This window comes from Corynebacterium sp. HMSC059E07 (assembly GCF_001814395.1).
GTDB classification, from domain to species: domain Bacteria; phylum Actinomycetota; class Actinomycetes; order Mycobacteriales; family Mycobacteriaceae; genus Corynebacterium; species Corynebacterium hesseae.
On the sequence record NZ_KV816325.1, the window covers coordinates 20,566 to 37,742 of the forward strand.

General features: G+C 56.3%; 10 protein-coding genes. 1 reads left to right on the plus strand and 9 read right to left on the minus strand.

The window, feature by feature from the left end:
- Positions 1-37: 37 nt before the first annotated feature.
- The 8 genes from HMPREF2967_RS08040 to HMPREF2967_RS08075 form a co-directional block, all read right to left on the minus strand.
- On the minus strand, positions 38-874 hold the full coding sequence (locus tag HMPREF2967_RS08040; protein WP_232770780.1) for a class C sortase: 837 nt from the start codon (positions 872-874) through the stop codon (positions 38-40).
- Positions 855-6,863: a DUF5979 domain-containing protein gene (locus tag HMPREF2967_RS08045; protein WP_083312604.1), complete on the minus strand. Its 6,009-nt coding sequence runs from the start codon at positions 6,861-6,863 to the stop codon at positions 855-857. Before HMPREF2967_RS08045 ends, HMPREF2967_RS08040 begins: the two co-directional genes overlap by 20 nt.
- 53 nt (positions 6,864-6,916) lie before the next feature.
- Positions 6,917-8,314: an isopeptide-forming domain-containing fimbrial protein gene (locus HMPREF2967_RS08050; RefSeq protein ID WP_198531037.1), complete on the minus strand. Its 1,398-nt coding sequence runs from the start codon at positions 8,312-8,314 to the stop codon at positions 6,917-6,919.
- 17 nt (positions 8,315-8,331) lie between these two features.
- Positions 8,332-9,183, minus strand: coding sequence for a class C sortase (locus HMPREF2967_RS08055; RefSeq protein WP_070685968.1), 852 nt, complete (start codon positions 9,181-9,183; stop codon positions 8,332-8,334).
- 30 nt (positions 9,184-9,213) lie between these two features.
- Positions 9,214-10,731, minus strand: coding sequence for a SpaH/EbpB family LPXTG-anchored major pilin (locus HMPREF2967_RS08060; RefSeq protein WP_070685970.1), 1,518 nt, complete (start codon positions 10,729-10,731; stop codon positions 9,214-9,216).
- Between the two features lie 332 nt (positions 10,732-11,063).
- On the minus strand, positions 11,064-11,342 hold the full coding sequence (rpmA, locus tag HMPREF2967_RS08065; protein WP_010190882.1) for a 50S ribosomal protein L27: 279 nt from the start codon (positions 11,340-11,342) through the stop codon (positions 11,064-11,066).
- Between the two features lie 43 nt (positions 11,343-11,385).
- On the minus strand, positions 11,386-11,691 hold the full coding sequence (gene rplU, locus HMPREF2967_RS08070; protein WP_010190885.1) for a 50S ribosomal protein L21: 306 nt from the start codon (positions 11,689-11,691) through the stop codon (positions 11,386-11,388).
- Positions 11,692-11,892: 201 nt separating this feature from the next.
- Positions 11,893-15,048 (minus strand): translation initiation factor IF-2 N-terminal domain-containing protein, encoded by a 3,156-nt coding sequence (locus tag HMPREF2967_RS08075; protein WP_070685972.1) that lies wholly within the window; start codon positions 15,046-15,048, stop codon positions 11,893-11,895.
- A 156-nt stretch (positions 15,049-15,204) separates the two neighbouring features.
- Between HMPREF2967_RS08075 and HMPREF2967_RS08080 the strand changes: the two genes are divergently transcribed.
- Positions 15,205-16,008: a hypothetical protein gene (locus HMPREF2967_RS08080; RefSeq protein WP_232770782.1), complete on the plus strand. Its 804-nt coding sequence runs from the start codon at positions 15,205-15,207 to the stop codon at positions 16,006-16,008.
- On the opposite strand, the gene arsB is transcribed toward HMPREF2967_RS08080, so the two are convergent.
- Complete coding sequence (arsB, locus tag HMPREF2967_RS08085) at positions 16,005-17,069, minus strand: ACR3 family arsenite efflux transporter (protein ID WP_070565135.1); 1,065 nt, start codon at positions 17,067-17,069, stop codon at positions 16,005-16,007. The two genes, HMPREF2967_RS08080 and arsB, sit on opposite strands and share 4 nt — an antisense overlap.
- Between the last annotated feature and the right edge of the window lie 108 nt (positions 17,070-17,177).

The following is a 17,177-nucleotide window of genomic DNA, read 5'->3' on the forward strand; positions in this document are numbered from 1 at the left end:
TCTCCAAATCAACTTTTTAATTGGGGACCAAAGGTAGTCAGCTTACTCGCTGGCTACGCCTCTTCTTTCGACGCCGCTCATTCCACCACACAATCACCAGCACCGCGGCGATAAGGATGAGCGCCAAAATCATCCACCACGATAGCTTAGGTTGCCACCCAGATTCTTCTTCCACCTGAGTATCCACTCTTTCTGCGTGCACGAGTAAGCGGTCTGTATTGATGCCATAAGGCGTACACGTGATGAGGGTGAGTTTGTCTTTATCCGCCTCATAGGTGACAGCATCGTAGTCTTCAGGTTTGACTACTTCGCGGCCGGTGACTTTATAGGTGAGCGTCTCGCCCATGACGTCGATGGTTACGGTCTCCCCGTCCTTCAGGCGCGGAAGATTATCAAACATTGACGCATTAACCATCCCGGTATGGGCCGAAATCACAGTGTTAGTTCCCGGACCGCCGACGGGTAGAGAAGAACCAAACATGTGGCCGGCTCCGCCGTATAGAACTGAAGGTGCCGTTGTGTGGAAGACAGGTAGATCGATACCAATAGAAGGGATGCGCAAACGCGCAATGACTCCGCCCGTCTCTGGAGCATTGAGCGTATCTAGGTAGCGCTCGAAGCCAGGTGAGCCGGGCTGGGGAGGATAAGCGTGGTGTCCTTGCTGCGCCAACCAATCGTTATACTCATGCGCTGCACGAATATACTGCTGGCGCTGCGTTGGCGGGTCTATGTCTCGCACGGACCTGCCATAAGACTCGGCTTGCTGGTGCAGCTGATAATCGTTGTACTGCGTAGCAACTATGGGATACAGCAGGATGAGAATCCCGGCGATGATGAGCCAGAAGGAACGGCGCTTATTCTTCCTTTTCGTCATCATCCTCCCTATTGCGCATGTAGAACCACAGTCCCAAAGCCAATACTGCAAGACCAAGTAGGAGTACAAAGACTAGAGTCTGCATACCAGTATCCGGCAACATTGCAGCCAACAGTCCACTCAAACGTAGTGCTCCGTACGTATCGGAAGCAGCAACCTGAGCTGCAGGTGCTGCATCACTCTGCTGGGCGTACGCATCCGCCGTAACCGCGACGGTTCCCTTATAGCTAAAAGCGGTATCGGCGCTCTGCTTAATCACCACATCGAAGGAGCAGTCCCGCTTCGCCCCAGGTGCGAGGCGTCCCGCTGCATCCACGTTGCACACCGCCGCGGGGATTAGCCCGTTATTGTTGATCGTGAATTCTTCACCAGCACCATTACGAACTGTAAAGCCAGCCAATTCGGGTTCTTTGAACAGGAAGTTGCCCAATGCTAGGGCCCCTTCGTTCTCTACCTCATAGGTAAAGCGCATGGTCTCCGCTGAGTCGGGAAGAATCGCGGTATCCGCAACAGCTCCACTCAGGGCACTAATCGGCGCACCATCAATCTTTTTCTTCACCTTGAGCCCTGGGAAAGAGTTCTTGGCATTAAACGCCCACTTCGCGCCATCCGTCGACAAGTCGGTCGGCGTGCTCACCGGCATTACGTCGAAGGACCACGTACCACCGGTAAGCCGGCCCTCGCTGTCGCTCGTTGTTTCGGCCGTCGGGTTACCCAAGCGCTCACCTGAACTTTCCACGGAAACAACAGCACCCGCTTGACCATCAGCCGTTTGCTCACGAATCGTGCAGTTTCGGTCGATCTCAATCCCCTTCAGCGTGTGGGATTCACCCGATTTAAGCTCGAAAGATGTATCGCCACAGCTGGAAGCAAAACCAAAGGTTCTTCCTTTTCCTGCGGAGCCCGTAGATGTCTTGGTAAAGGTGACGTCAACGCGATCACGAAGGTGCATCGCTTCTGCTCCCAGCGTCATTACAGGCTCACCAGAACGGGACTGCAGTTTCGGATCAATACGGAAATCATAACTGTACTTCTTCATCGCATCGGTCACTTCGTCAGCGGTGAGCGAAGCAAGCTTCTTCGTCGGGTTCTTGGCATCGGGCTGACCACCAACCCACTTACCAAACTCCACATATGGGGTGCGCTGAGACCTCGTGGCCTCGAGTTGTACTCGTGGCTGTAGAGCCGAGGATTTACTGAGATCCAAGGTGCAGTCGTATCCAACCGGTAGCTCCACAATGCTGCCGCCTGAAGGCTCAGAGCTATCGGCGACCGTATAGGTCGCGTTAGTATTCACTGCATCAAAGTCGAAGGACTTTTTGGTGCCCGAAGGATCTTTACACGTCAGATCATATACGTATTTGGATTGATCCGCGCCACCCAAATAGCCATCCTGCATCGGGACGATGCGGACCGGTACGGTACGTCGCTTATACGTGTTAACAAAGTCGACGGATTCAACCGAAGATTCGGCAGATCCAACACGCTTAGAAACTTCGCGCGAATCGGCATTCCATATCAATTCCGGCGGGGTTGAAGAAGGCTCATCTTCAGTTGCGGTACACCACGCACCAGACGGGACTTCCACCTCCGCTGCTTTAAACGTCCTTTTCGGGTCGGCAAATTTTTCGTTGTCTCCCGCTGCGAGAGTTGTGGGCAGACCAATATTTGAAGTGGAATATCCCACGCCTTGGCACTGGTAGTTGAATTTAAAATTCACTCCGGGTTTGGCATTTCGCAAAACCTTCATGTCATCGTCCGAAGCCACAATTTTCTTGCTCATTCCAAGCTTGGATTTGACGAAGGTGTAGTAGTTAGTCAGCGTCAACACATTGTTGGACGTTCCATCTGCATTATCTGCCTTGATAGGAATCTGCTGGGAGGTAGTGGTGCCTTCCTTCACTTCGGAATCAATGAAAGGCTCAGCGTCGTTGCGCTGCAGACGCCACTCCACCTTCTGAGGGTTGAGGTGTGTCTCGAGCGTGGGCTTGCCCTCGCCTTGTGTCTTCTTCAAATCAAGCTGACCAAACTTATCGCCTGTGATGGAACAGTTTGCACCGACCGGAACATTGACAAACTCGGTGTGCCCGGGACCAGTGATCTGCTTGACATCAATCGGCGGAAGCTCTCCAGACTCTGCATCTGACCCCTCAGGATCCGAACAAACCATAGAGAAATTGTGCGTGTAATAGACGCTATCCCCAGTGACATCGGGCTGTGCCTTTTCAATGTCGATTGGAGTATTCGCAATCTTAGTGAGGTCGAGCTTGGCCATCTGCCGCTTATAGGTGTTAATTAGTTGCACCGGCGTGTCACCGTTGATAGCAAACTTAAGTGTCTTCTCAGCACGTTGGCCATCCGCTTCCACCTCCTGCGTGAAGGTAATTCCTTCTGCAGCGGTAGTATCGCCCTCAGTCACGCGACAGGTGGATCCGTCCGGAATGTCATCGAACACCAGCTTTTGGGTTTGCGGGTTGTCGGATTGCGGGGAACTTACTTTTCCTGCGTGAGACACCAGCACGCCCCCATCCGGCGGGGTACAGACGACACTGACGTCGAATTCACGCTGGTACTTAACGTTCTTGCGCACCGGGGAGATGTAATCACCGGTTTCTGAATCAAACGCGACGGTTTTGGTGATTTCCATCTTTTTCTCAGCGTAGCCATACGTGTGCGAAATGTTGACCACGGTCTGTTCACCTACCGTGAATACGCCAGAATCAACCCCTTCGCCAGTATCGAAAGATTTATTGACGTCGTCTGCTTTCAACGTGGAGTTTCGTGTGATCTCGAATCCATCTCCACGCTTCCCGTCATCAACATCGACCTCCTTGATCTGGCACGTGCTGGATTCTGGAATAGAGGAGCTAGGCACCTGGAGGGAAGATTCACCGGGTTCAAGAGTGAAACTCTCCTGCTCACCCAAATCAAGCTGAGTACCGTCGGAAGCGCGACACTCTAAGGTGTACTTCACCGGCTTGGTAAACTTTGCTACACCTGCAGTTCGCTGCTTGATGGTTACACCATCACCGGCAGCTTTGAAGGTATTAATAAGATCCACTTTTTCTTCAGGTTGTCCAACCTCGAGACTGAGAGAACCTACATTGGACGACCAGTCGAGACCGCGAACTGTGTCAGGATCCTTTTCAGAAAAGCGGCACGTGTTGCCATAGGGAACACGCATAGCTCCACCGGCCCCATCATTTACCAAAGATGCCAATTTTTCATCAGCTACATCCGCGATGAGGCGCTTGGTTTCCGATCCGCCAAGGCGAAGATCACCGCGAAGATCGACGTTGGTATATTGCCCCTCGGCTGTCTCAACGTTACGGACACCGCAGTCAAATGAAACTTCGTAATCAGCTGGCAGAAGGTTGGAAATGCCGAGTTCAGACCTCACCAGCTTATGGAGGTCAACGGTGGCTAGCCGGCTCACATAGTGATTGGATACGGTCACGGCATTGTGCTTCTCGTCGGTCGTATCATCAACCGTTAGTACCGGCTTGGATTTGGCTTCCTCATTAGTCAAGGACGTGACTTGGTCAGAGGTATCAGACGCCGAAACCTGGGTCCTATCTACAACCTGATTAGGGAACTCTGGTTGCTGCGACTCCCAAATTCGACACTCTGCACCAACGCGCGCACCTTTGATGTACTGGGCATTTTCACTTCCACTAGCGAGCTTCAGAGTTCCTTCTACCTTGCCAGCAGGATCATTCGGAGTCTCACAAACGTAGGAAACATCGTAAGTTCCTTCATTGGGAACCTTCGCGGCCGCGGGGCCAACAAGATTCTTTTGAACCTTTACGTCACGGCGCTGGAAAGAATACTGGGCATCAATAGACACAGTGGAAACGCTGTTGTTTTGCCCCGAGTCAGGAAACTTCAGAGGATAAGCTTCTGCCTGGTTCTTCTCCACGACAGCACCATCGAGCTTCAACGTGCGACCATCAAAAACAATGGTCTCGGTTTCAGTTCCCGACAAACCGGACAGCGGCTTGAGCAAGCAATCACGCCCGAGTGGCACGCCCGTAAACTGGGCCGTTCCATCAAGCTGGTTCGCGCCCGTGGACGTAGTTTTCATAGTGACAACCTGGTCATAATTTGCACTGTCACAAGTAAGTTCAAAGCGGTAGTCACGTGGGCTTCCGAGATGGCCCACCGCTTCACCATGAATGTGCTTGGACACGTTCACCGTGCCGGTACGGGCATCGAAAGCATTACCTGCCACTGCGCTGCTGACGCCCGTCGCGTTGGTGCTTCCCTCGGCTAATTTGACCGTCGCAGTGGGAGTAGCTCCAGTTCCAGATGTCACGTTGGAACCTGTCCAGGTCAATTTCAACTGCGTTCCTGGGCTAGCCTGCGCGTTCTTCTCCGTCAAAGTACACATGGCACCCGCAGGCAAACCTGTAACGGTATAACCAGCACCGTCCGCAAGCGCGCGTGAATCCGCAAGTTTCACGTCTGGATAAGCTGCCTTAAACCCTTGTGGCTCCGTGCAGGAATAGCCAATGTCGTACGTAAGCAGCTGAATATCTTTGTAATTCTTTGCAGTACCGCTCACCGACTTACGCAAGTTAAGTGATGAAGGCTTGAACTTAGGAGTCCACGTAACCTTACAGTTCATGGGGACCGAGGTCTTGTTCTCCATCACGAGAGTGGAAGTGCCAGTAGCCGTATCTTTTTCCAACGAGACACCCTTGCCCGCGGGGACACTCCTCTCTTTCACCGTGATGTTCTTCGTCGCATCGGTTGGATCAGTACATTGCCATGCGGGCTCGTAACGGTTGAAAGCAAGATTCTTCTGCGCACCTTGAGCAGCGGAGCGGAAAAGCATCACGTCCTTGGCATTAGTGCCGTTGGCATCATAGGCATCCATTTGGCGCAACGCTTGGGTGTAAGTTCCTTCACCCTGCCATGGAACAGGCGTCTCGGTACCGTTGAGTCGGGTTGCCATGGAGAAATCAAACGTTGTTGCTTGGCCCGTTGCCGCCTTCTCCATCGTGGTATCGACAGGCAGAACGTTTCCCGTCATTCGACCCATATTCAGCGCAAGAGCAAAGGCCTGAAATCCATCACGCGTGAACAGTCCTACATCGAGAGACGTAACGCCGTCACCACCAAGAATGTAAGTTCCTGCGGGATACTTATACGACGTGTTCTCCTTACAATAAACATCCTTGAAGGTGTTATCGCCCTCGTTGTAGTAGCTTTCCTTACCTGGTCCCAGAATGCTTCTCGAGTCTCTAGCGGGATCGCACGCAGGAAGATACCCAGGCGGCGTAATTCGGCGGTACAGATTCAGTTCTTGGTTCAATTCCGGCGCATCAAAAGACATATTTTCGCCGAATAGGCCAGACTCGGTTGCCTCCGCATCGATCGCGGTCATGCGATAGCCGGTGACGTTTTTACCGGTAGCCTTGTCTTTGACTTTGATGTCTCGGAACTGCACCTTAGCCATTTGGCCAGTAGAAACAACGCTGATTACATTCCTGAAGGTAATAGCCGGTGTACTGCTGTCACCGGTGAATTGTCCGAAGTACTGGACACCATTGATTTCATTACCAAACACACGGTTATTGATCGGACCAGCTTCCAGACCAAAACGCTTCATCTCCGTCGACCACTTGGTCGTACCGCCGCCAGCTCGTTCGGAGGACGTAAGGAGGTTGACTGTGAAGCTCATCTCATAGCGGCCCATATCCTTCGTGACGCGGGTAGGCGTGGGAGACAAAACTTGCATTAAACCTGCCATGTCAATCCAACACAACTGTTGGGCGTACGGTGCTACGTCACCTGTTCCCCTCCTGAAAGAACACTGGTTAAACGCGTTCTCATTCTTACCCCAGTTCCTCGAGGTTTGTGCTTGTGCCTCGGGGGTGGTGTGTCCTTCCCAAGGGCTGTTGGGCATAGCAAGGCCGGCAACCGCGATCACGGCCGCCACGATGACGGTGCCAAGGCGCTTCATCGCTGTGGTCAGTGTGGTCATCTGCACGGAGGCTCCTAAAGATTGTGGGTTGTTCGGAAATAGGCGAGAACCTATCACGGCTTCTGGCCCGCTTCAGATTCTGAAACATCGCCCGTTTCTTGTTCCTTCTCACGACGTCGCGAAAGGATTATAAAGGCCAACGCTATGAGCGTTAGACCTGCAAGTACGATCCCCATGACGCTGGCGCCAGTACTGGCCAAGGAGTCGAGCGCCCGGCTTAGCGGTCCTTGGTTTTGCGGAACGGTTGGTCGCTCTTCATCCGGTTCGGAGAGACGCGTGCTCGATGTTTCAGCGGCTTCGCCTTCGCCCGCAGGTTTTTCCGAGGAACCCCCGGAGCTTCCTGCAGCGCCTATTCCCAAGGCTGCGATGAGGGCGGCAATGGGCCGCCACAGGCGCGAACTGCTCGAGCCTCCTGGTTGGCTATTGCCATCGAGTACTACTTCAACCGTATTTGATTTTTCCGGCGTAAGGCCGATAGTGCAGTCAAGAGCGACCGGAGCACCATCAAGAGGTTGTTGATCGGCGACGAGACTATAGTGTGCGTTGACTGCTTGAATCTCTCCGGGCTTGGGAACGCAATAGCCATCCGGTGAGAAGAGCGCAGTGTTGTGGATCATTGAGTCGGAGGCCGAATTCTCCTTGACGGATGTCACGATATCGAAGTGGACCTTGGTTTCTGGATTTCCATCCCGTGAGGCGGCAAGCTTGGCCAAACCAGTCTTCTTGAGAGAGAAGGTTACCCGGTTACCTGACTCCCCCACCACGTAGTCCTCTTTCTCAAGAAGTCGCACATCGCCATCCGCATTAGTCACGCGTACGTTTTTAATGCCTTTGAAACTGAGAAGAGTGGCCAATGCGTCGATCACAACATATTGGTGCAATTCACCATTTACATCGCAAGGTGGAACCGACGTAGTGATTTGAAAGGTCAGCTCGTCTCCTAGGGCCGCCTTGTCAGAGCTTGCCTTCTTCTCAATAACCGTGGGCTGGTTCTTCGCCCGAACGAGGGCAGGCTCCTTCCCGATATAAACAAGAATCGGTGTAGCGACATCGCGATGCACATTTCCTGTGCGAAGGTTGACCTCCGAGACTTGGTAAACCCCTGGTTGAAGGCCATAGAAGCTAGCTTTGCCTTCTTCATTAGTGTCCGCAAAGTGGGCTTGGCCGGTGCTGTATCCGGGATCGTCGCCAAGCAGGCGCGGATTATCTTTAGCTAGCGCGCCGAGATCCGTAGATTCATTAGCCTGGAGATCAATCAACTGAACGGCTTTAAAACGGGCTTGCGTATCCACCGGCTCCCCTGCCGCACCAGCACCAAGAGTTTTGGCGATTACAAGACTCGCTACTTGTTGAGCTGGCACAGGCGCTGCGTTAAGCAAAGTCACGCAGACAATCATGAAGGCAGCAAGCACGGAGGCAAAGCGTCCATAGATGTGAGCGCGTGACTTCATGAGCATAGGTACTTTCACTAACTATAAATTTCTTGATCCTGCTTGCGCTTCTTGCGGCGCCGAGCCAGTAGCCACAGCAGGTAGGCAATAATAAAGACAACAACGGCGATAGCGATGGTCATCCACGACTGCCACGGGGGCTTGAACCCCTGGTCATAGTTGGCAGGCACGTCCGTGCGCTCACCATGGACCAGTAGCCGATGGGAGTTGATGCCATACGGAGTACAGGTAACAAGGGTGAGAAGGTCTCGCCCTTCTTCGACCTGGAGGTGTTCGATTTCTTCTGGAAGAACAGTTTCAATCCCAGTGACTTTGTAGGCAAGGACCTCACCCATGACCTCAATGGTGAAAACTTCACCCTTTTTGATGTGGGTAAGGTTGTCGAACATCGTCAGGGTCGCGAGCCCCGTATGTCCTGTGAGCACAGAATGAGTTCCCACTCCACCCACAGGCAAGGCTGTGCCGTATAGGTGGCCCACACCGTGGGCGAGCACGTTTGTCGACGTCCCGTGGTACACCGGCAAATCAATGCCGACGCTCGGGACTCGGACACGGGCCATCGGGCCTACGGTGCGCAGGATATCTAGGTAATCCTTGTAAGCGGGAGAATTAACATCAACACCGTTGACCCAGGGATCGGGGGCTCCTACCTCCGGCAGTTGGGCGTTGTACTCCGCGGCTCGCGCGAACTCAACGGCACGCTCATCCTCAGACAAACGCGAAACGGAACGCGAATATTCTTCTGCAATCTGGTGCTGCTCAATGTTCTTGTAGTAGGTCAGCACGACCGGAGACAAGAACACCAGCAGAGCCAGTATGAGATAAACGATGGAGCGCGGATTACGACGTCGCCTTCTGCGTTGGGTCATGCAGTGCCCCGCCTTCCCGTAAACCCTTAATTAAGCAGTACGGGAATCCTTGTAGGAGGTGTAAATGCCGCGAGCCAGCAGTGCGAGACCAACAAGGAAGACCAAGATGATTCCCCAGGCACCGGTAGCCGGCAGCTGCCCCAGTACGGAGTTGCGCTGGTTATCTACCTCGACAGCCAAAGTCTTAGCAGCCAGGTCCACAGTGACATGCTGCGGAACCTCGTTACGGACGAAGTTCTTCGGTGCCTTGGTCTCCAGTACGCAGTAGTCCTTGGTAGTCACACCGGTGGCAGCAGCAAAGGACTGCACCGGAATGGTATAGCCCTTTGCCTCAGACTTAAGGCTTGGAGCGGTGCCCGTGGAACCGGAGGTCACAATCGTGGTTGCTGGAGTTCCTTCAGCGGTGGTAGCCATGTTCAGCGGCTTGCCAAGCAGCTGCCAGTTCTCCCCCTCCTTCTTGCACTGGTAGAGCTCAAATTCAGCACCATCGAGGGAATCATCCTCCTTGGCATTGCCAGAAGTCTTGGTGATGGTCAAGGTACCGAACGTGGTCGTGGTCGGATTATCCTCTACATCCGGGGTAGCCGGGTCATCACCGTTGGTATCTACTACAGCGCCGTTGGGAAGAAGGATCTTCGCGGTGTTGGTGATTACGCCACCTTCTGGCGCCTTTGTGATGGTAGCTGGGAACTCAACAAGAACCTTCAGGCCCGGCGCACCCTTACGGGCTTTCTGCAGCTTGGCCAAGCCATCCTTGGTGAATTCCACCTGCAAGGTATTGGTAGCAGTATCCAAGGTGGTGTTGTAATCGCTTGCTGCAAGCGTTGCACCATTGGTGGCTCCGTCGAGCGAGACCTTGACTTTTTGCGTGTCGACCTTTAGAGCCGCATTAAGCGGGTCTTGGATGATGAAACGGGTCAATGCGGCAGCGGGTACCGGAGCGTTGACGGTATAGGTCAGCTGCGTTCCGATGGTCGCACCAGCATCCTTCACCTGCTTGGAGGGAACTATCTTCTGGTTTTTCGGCTCAACAGTCTGCTCATAGACCCACTTACCATCGACATCGTGCGGCAACGTGACGAGGAAGGGCGGAGCGGTAGTGTAACCAGCGCGGTTGGTCTCGGTAACTTTGTAGGCGCCCACCTTCAACTCATCAAAGGTGGCCACACCGTTACTATCAGTCTTCTTGGTGACAGCCGTAAAGCCGCCATCGATCGGCGCATCCGCTGCCGTGTAGCCGGAGAGCTGCTTCCAGCCCTCCTGCTTGGTCAGATCTACATCGACGCGCTGGACCTTGAACTCAGAGTCAGCCAGCGGGGTGCTGGTATCGCCCGGGTCGCCGAGATACTTGGTAATGGTTAGCTTGACGGGTTTAGTCGCATCGATGACAGACGCAGCACTGCGAGTTACAGGCGCCGGGGCAGCCTCCACACCAGCCTGGGGAGTTGTAGTGGTTTGCGCAAGCGCAGGAGCCGCAAAGCCTGCTCCTGCGACGGAAATGGCACCAGCCGCAACGAACGCAGCGAGACGAGTAGAAGCCTTATTCATAAAGGTTCCAATCTCCCAATGTAGGGAATAGGCGAGCACCATTCCGGCACTCGAGAGAAGTAATTCACTGGAAGAATACTAGGAAGCTGAGAGGGTTGCAAACCTTATCCTGCCGATATGTGCCTACCCTTAATTTATACATAGCTACAATTCGACTAAGAAAGACTCGCCGCTAGCCCCTTCCAGAAGGAATCCTTTGCCTAGCTTTGACATAGCCACAGCTTTAGCCCTCTTACAGTCGAAGTAGCAGTTGGATCCAAGCGAACAAAACGCAAAAAGGACCCTTCCTCTTTGATAAGAGGAAGGGTCCACAGCACTTCTACAAGTGCGGATTAAGCAGTTGCTTCTGCAGCAGCCTCTTCGGCCGGAACAATGTTGACCAGACGACGTCCACGCTTGACGCCGAACTCAACAGAGCCTGCCGCGAGAGCGAACAGGGTATCGTCGCCGCCGCGACCAACGTTCTCACCCGGGTGGAACTTGGTGCCGCGCTGACGCACGATGATCTCGCCGGCCTTAACCTGCTGACCACCGAAGCGCTTAACGCCGAGGCGCTTGGACTCGGAATCGCGACCGTTGCTGGAGCTGGAAGCACCCTTCTTGTGTGCCATGTGGTTTCCCCTCCTTCAGGGATGAATTAGAGCCGGTTAAGGCTTACTTGATACCGGTAATCTTCAGCGTGGTCACCGGCTGACGGTGACCAAGGCGACGCTTGTAACCAGTCTTGTTCTTGTACTTGAGGATGTCGATCTTCGGGCCCTTGCCCTGCTCGACAATTTCAGCGGAGACGGAGACCTTCTCCAGGTCTGCAGCCTTCGACTTGACGGTTGCGCCATCGACGAGCAGAACCGGGGTGAGAGCAACGGAGGAACCCGGCTCACCCTCGATCTTCTCGACCTTGACGAGGTCACCTTCAGCAACCTTGTACTGCTTTCCGCCGGTCTTGACGATCGCGTACATAGAGGGCTACCCCTTATCTAAACTCGGCTCGCTAGCAGCTGGGTGGTGCCGCTAACGAATGGACATTGGACATTGGCGTTTAGAACCACATCCGCGAGAGACGTGCGGGAACCGCAGCGCGTCCCATCGAGCGCATTCATGGTCTAAACAGCGACTGTCAAAGACTACCCCGTGAGGAGGCGAAAAGGCAAAACGCCTTTTCTAGCGCGACCTGCGCCGCGCTACTCGACGCCTCCCGCGCCCGCCCTTTCGCGCCTTCGACGCTGTGGTCTGTGCGGAAGACTCTCGCCGCTGCGCCTCGCTCCCCTGTCCGCGATCATTCGACGCCGGGGTGGACTGGCTCTGTGCCATCTTGCGCATCACTCGGCGGCGGCCGCGGCTGCGGGTCGCGCGCACGCTCGTGTTCTCGCCCGGCTCCGCACCCTTGCGCTCAGCCTTGGCCTCCTTCTTAGAGGTGGCTAGTTGAGCGTCCTTTGCTGGGGTCTCGTCCTGCGCGAAGTCTTCACGCTTCGGGCGAATATCCGAGCGGGAGTTTCCGCGCGTGCGGCGCTTGCGGCGCGGTGACTTCTCAAAGGCTTCGACGGCCTCGTCATAGGTCTGCTCCTGGCGCTGCGTGGATGCCTTTTCCGCAGCGGCGTGCTCATCGCGTTTGCCGTGCTTCGCACGCGAATCCTCGCTTACCTCCTCGCGCTGTGGCTCCCGGAAGGTCCGCGTTGCCCGGCGCGGCTTGCGCGAGCGCTTCGCCTTCGACTTCGGCTTCGAGCGCTTCGCGTCCAAGCTTTCCGCTACGGCATAGCCAATGGAAGCACTATCCGGGGTATCCGGCTCGTCCTCGTCGACGACGACCACGTTGGCCACGAGCTCCTCCAAGGAGGACTCGTCGTCGCGCGTTGTGTCCTGTTCTGCGCCGTTTCCATGCTCGGCGGCGTCCTCATCGTCGCGGTGCATGCGCACGGCAGCCGGGTGCTGCTTCGGATCGCGCTGCGGTGCGCGGCGCTCCTTGCGGCTACGGCGCTGCGGCTTCGAGTTCTCCTCCTCGGCATCCTCATCAACCGGGTACTCGTGAATGATGATGCCCCGGCCATGGCAGGCCTCGCACTCGGTGGAGAAAGTCTCGATGAGGCCGGTGCCCACGCGCTTGCGCGTCATCTGCACCAAGCCCAGTGAGGTCACCTCAGAAACCTGGTGGCGCGTCCGGTCACGTCCCAGCGCTTCCTTGAGGCGGCGCAGCACAAGGTCCTGGTTTTCCGGCAGCACCATATCGATGAAGTCCACGACGATCATGCCGCCGATATCGCGCAGGCGCATTTGGCGCACGATCTCCTCGGCCGCCTCGAGGTTATTGCGGGTCACCGTCTCCTCGAGGTTGCCGCCGGAACCGGTGAACTTGCCCGTGTTGACGTCAATGACCGTCATGGCCTCAGTGCGGTCGATGACGAGGGTGCCGCCAGACGGCAGCCACACCTTGCGGCCCAAGGCCTTCTGCAGCTGCTCATCAATGCGGTAGGCGCTGAAGGCATCCTCGCCATCGTGGTCGCGGGCGTCGTAGCGCACAACGCGGTCCGCCAAGTCGTGCGCCATGGAGTCCACGTAGGCGCTGACCGTGTTGTAGGAACGCTTGCCGTCCACAACCAAGGTACTGAAGTCCTCGTTGAAAAGGTCGCGCACCACCTTGATGAGCAGGTCCGGCTCTTCGTACAGGGTGACCGGCTTGGCGCCCTTCGTTGCCTTCTCGTGCGCGGCGCGGGCGCTAATGTCCTCCCACAGGGAGTGCAGGCGGTTGACGTCGGACGCGATGTCCTCCTCCGACACGTTCTCCGCTGCGGTACGAATGATGGCGCCGCCATCCCCCGGGATGACGCGCTCCAAAATCCCCTTAAGGCGCTTGCGCTCCGGCGCCGGCAGCTTGCGAGAAATCCCCGCGCTGCGCCCGCCCGGCACATACACCAGGAAGCGGCCGGCCAAAGAAATCTGGGTGGTCAGGCGCGCGCCCTTGTGGCCGATGGGATCCTTGGCAACCTGAACCAGGACCTGATCACCGGACTTCAAGGCGTTTTCCACCTTGCGGCCGCGTCCGCCAATACCCAATGCGCGCCAGTCGATGTCGCCCGCGTACAGCACACCGTTTCGGCCCTGTCCAATATCGACGAAGGCTGCCTCCATCGAGGGCAGCACGTTTTGCACGCGGCCCAAGTAGATATTGCCAATTTGGGAGGGGCGCGTCTCCGTCGTGACGAAGTGCTCGACCAGGAGATCATCCTCCAGCACACCGACCTGGGCGATGATGCCCGCACCGTCGGTGCGCTGCTTATCGCGCACCACCATGGTGCGCTCTACAGATTCGCGGCGCGCAAGAAACTCCGCTTGGGAGACGATGTGCTGGCGCTCGCGGCCCTTCTCCCGCAGCTCCGCACGGCGGCGGCGCTGCGCCTCGATGCGGGTTGAGCCCTTGATGGCCTTCGGCTCTTCAATGTGCTCGACTTCCTCGCGGGCTGGCCCGCGGCTTTCCGCCCCGCGGCCACGGGAAGTTCCGCGGCTGCCGCGACGGCGACCACACGGTTGGTTCGACGGCGCCGAATCTTCCTCGGTTTCTTCCACGCGCTTTTCTGGCTTCTGGCGCTTGGCCAGCGGAGTGATCTTCGGCGCCATGAAGACCGGCGCGAAGTCGTACACGTCCGGGTCTTCCTCAGCCATCGGGGTGATCAGCGGGGTGAGGTCCTCGTCCTCGTCGCTATCACCGGCCTCGGCGAGCGCCTCGTGCAGCATTTCGGCATCGACCTTGTCGACGATCTGCGAAATCTCGTTGTCAACGTTCTTGCGCACGCGCTCGCGCAGCTTTTCTTCTTCCTCGCTCAGTTGTTCCGGCTGCTCCAGTTGCGCAGCAGGCTCTTCCGGTACGGGTTCCTCTGCCTGCTCCTTCGGCTCAGCCTTCTTGCCTGCCTTGCTCACGCGCTTCGCCGCACGCTTGGCGCGCTTCTTCTTCACGGTCTTCTCCGGCTTTTCTTCAGCCAGGGCTTCAGTAGTTTCTTCGACAGGTTCTTCGGGGGTCTGCGCAGCATCGGCCGTGGCTGCAGCCGGGTTGGCGTCCTCGGTGGCGGCCTGCTCGGGAGCTTCGGTGGCGGGCACGAGGACGTCGATAAGCTGGCCCACCTCTTCCGGCGTCAGTGTGGACTGTGCGGACTTCTTGATTCCCATCTCCGCGAACTGGGCCACCAATTCCTTGGAAGCCACGCCCACCTGCTTGGCCAAGGCATAAAGGCGGGTCTTGGGCGCGAGTGCCTCGCGGTCAATCCCCGCTACAGCCGCAGCCAACGTCGATTCAATACGTTCTTCTTTTGTTTTCTTCTTGGATGCCATCAGTGGCTTATCTCCTGACGTTGTGCTCACCCCGGGCGCAGGTTGCCGCCACACGGTAGTGAGTCTTTGAAAAATTCTCATCATCTTTATTAAGTTGTCAGCGCCTTCTATTCTGGCACAGAGCTCGATTAAGGCTCACATGTTAGTATCGCCGCTATGTCCAACGGCGCGCCCACAAACACACCTGCAGAGCGGAAAATACCTGTCCACGCGCCACGCACTGTGGCGCAGGCGCGCGCCCGCAACGAGATCGCGCTGCGGAATATCGTGACCGTAGCCGTGCCCGCGGGCATCGCTTCAGGCCTTCGCGTCGTTGACTTCCCCTATCCCTACGCGGTCCCGGTCTACGCGGTGCTCATCATGGTGATGCTCTACGGAGCCTTCCGCATCATTCGCAGCAAACCAAAGTTTGTACAAGCCGCGCAGGAAGAGTTTCGGGCGGGCGACTACCCCACCCTTGCCTACTTGTTGCCGGTGCTCGCCATCTTTTCGCCGCTTATCACCGAAGGGATTAAGTCCACCGGGATTCTCGGCGATATATCGCTCAACCCCATCCTCGTCGCAGCGGGCCACACGGCCTTTGCCATACCGGCGTTCATCATCGGTGGCCGCGCCTTCGGCACCACCTCTTTCCGCGTGGGCAAGCGCCGCATCAAAGCCATCACAGAAAAGGACAGTTTGGATGGCGTCACAGAGAAAAGCATTGCCGCCGTTGAGGAACACCCAGAGACCCTCAGCGGATTGGTGGCGGCGGGCGCCGTTACCGGTAACACGATTTCCATCCCAGCATTGAGCAAGCTACTCGGCTACGAGGAGGGGCTCGAGGAGGAAATGCGCGAGCTCGAAAAGTCCGGCGTAGTGAAAATGTCTGGTTTTATTTATGGCAAGAACCAGCGGACCTTTAACATCACTCTGACCGAAGTTGGCGTGCGCAGCATGGACGCTGCACGCACGCGCTAGCGCGGAAGAGTGTCATCTCCCGGGAAGAGTTTCGGACCAATCCACAGCATGAAATAGACCAGACCAACGAGGACTGGAATTTCAACAAGGGGACCAATCGTTCCGGCAAGGGCTTGGGCAGACATCGCTCCGAAGGTGCCGATGGATACTGCAATGGCAAGTTCAAAGTTGTTTCCTGCTGCAGTGAACGCCACACTGGCAGACTGCGCGTAATTCATACCAACGGCCTTTGCCACGCCCAGCGACAATACAAACATGCCCACGAAATAGATAACCAGCGGCACAGCCACGCGCGCTACCGTTACTGGCTGTTCCACAATGTGCTCGCCCTGCAGGGAGAAGAGCAACACAATTGTGTACAGCAGACCAATCATGGCCAGGGGCGATACGGCTGGGAGGAAGCGGTTCTCAAACCATTCCCGTCCTTTTACCTTTTCGCCCCACACGCGAGACAGCGCACCCAACAGGAACGGTATGCCCAAGAAGACGAGTACGGCCTTGACGATGGCCCAGAAGGAAAAGTCAGCGCTCGTCGTGTCCAAGCCCAGCCATCCGGGGAGGACGCGAAGGTAGAACCAGCCCAGAACACCAAACATAGCGACCTGGAAGATGGAGTTCAGGGCGACAAGCACAGCCGTTGCCTCGCGGTCAGCGCACGAGAGGTCCGACCACACAAGCACCATGGCAATACAGCGCGCAAGGCCCACAATGATGAGGCCGGTTCGCAGCTCCGGCTGGTCCGCCAAGAACAGCCACGCCAGGGTAAACATAAACGCCGGCCCCACCAGCCAGTTGAGGACGAGCGATACCGCCATGAGGCGGCCATCCGTGGCGATTTCCTTGGTCTTCTCGTAGCGGACCTTGGCCAAGGGTGGGTACATCATGACGAGGAGACCAATGGCGATCGGGATGGAAATCCCGCCGACCTCAACGGCACCTAGGGCGTGTCCAATTCCGGGGAGGAAGTGGCCAATGAGCAGTCCGGCGGCCATCGCCAAAATGATCCACACGGGTAAAAATCGGTCCAGAAAAGACAACGTCGGGCGCTGCGACACGGCCATGTCTCTCCCTCCTTCAACGTTGAACAAAGCATGATACGAACATGCAATGTACAGTACGCATTGATATGCGTCAATATAACGTAGGGTGCAAGGATAACCCCTATACTG

Coding starts and splice junctions, on each gene's coding strand:
- rplU (WP_010190885.1), bottom strand. CDS start 11,691: ATGTACGCGATCGTCAAGACCGGCGGAAAGCAGTACAAGGTTGCTGAA.
- HMPREF2967_RS08060 (WP_070685970.1), bottom strand. CDS start 10,731: ATGAATAAGGCTTCTACTCGTCTCGCTGCGTTCGTTGCGGCTGGTGCC.
- arsB (WP_070565135.1), bottom strand. CDS start 17,069: ATGGCCGTGTCGCAGCGCCCGACGTTGTCTTTTCTGGACCGATTTTTA.
- HMPREF2967_RS08055 (WP_070685968.1), bottom strand. CDS start 9,183: ATGACCCAACGCAGAAGGCGACGTCGTAATCCGCGCTCCATCGTTTAT.
- rpmA (WP_010190882.1), bottom strand. CDS start 11,342: ATGGCACACAAGAAGGGTGCTTCCAGCTCCAGCAACGGTCGCGATTCC.
- HMPREF2967_RS08040 (WP_232770780.1), bottom strand. CDS start 874: ATGACGAAAAGGAAGAATAAGCGCCGTTCCTTCTGGCTCATCATCGCC.
- HMPREF2967_RS08050 (WP_198531037.1), bottom strand. CDS start 8,314: ATGAAGTCACGCGCTCACATCTATGGACGCTTTGCCTCCGTGCTTGCT.
- HMPREF2967_RS08080 (WP_232770782.1), top strand. CDS start 15,205: ATGTCCAACGGCGCGCCCACAAACACACCTGCAGAGCGGAAAATACCT.
- HMPREF2967_RS08045 (WP_083312604.1), bottom strand. CDS start 6,863: ATGACCACACTGACCACAGCGATGAAGCGCCTTGGCACCGTCATCGTG.
- HMPREF2967_RS08075 (WP_070685972.1), bottom strand. CDS start 15,048: ATGGCATCCAAGAAGAAAACAAAAGAAGAACGTATTGAATCGACGTTG.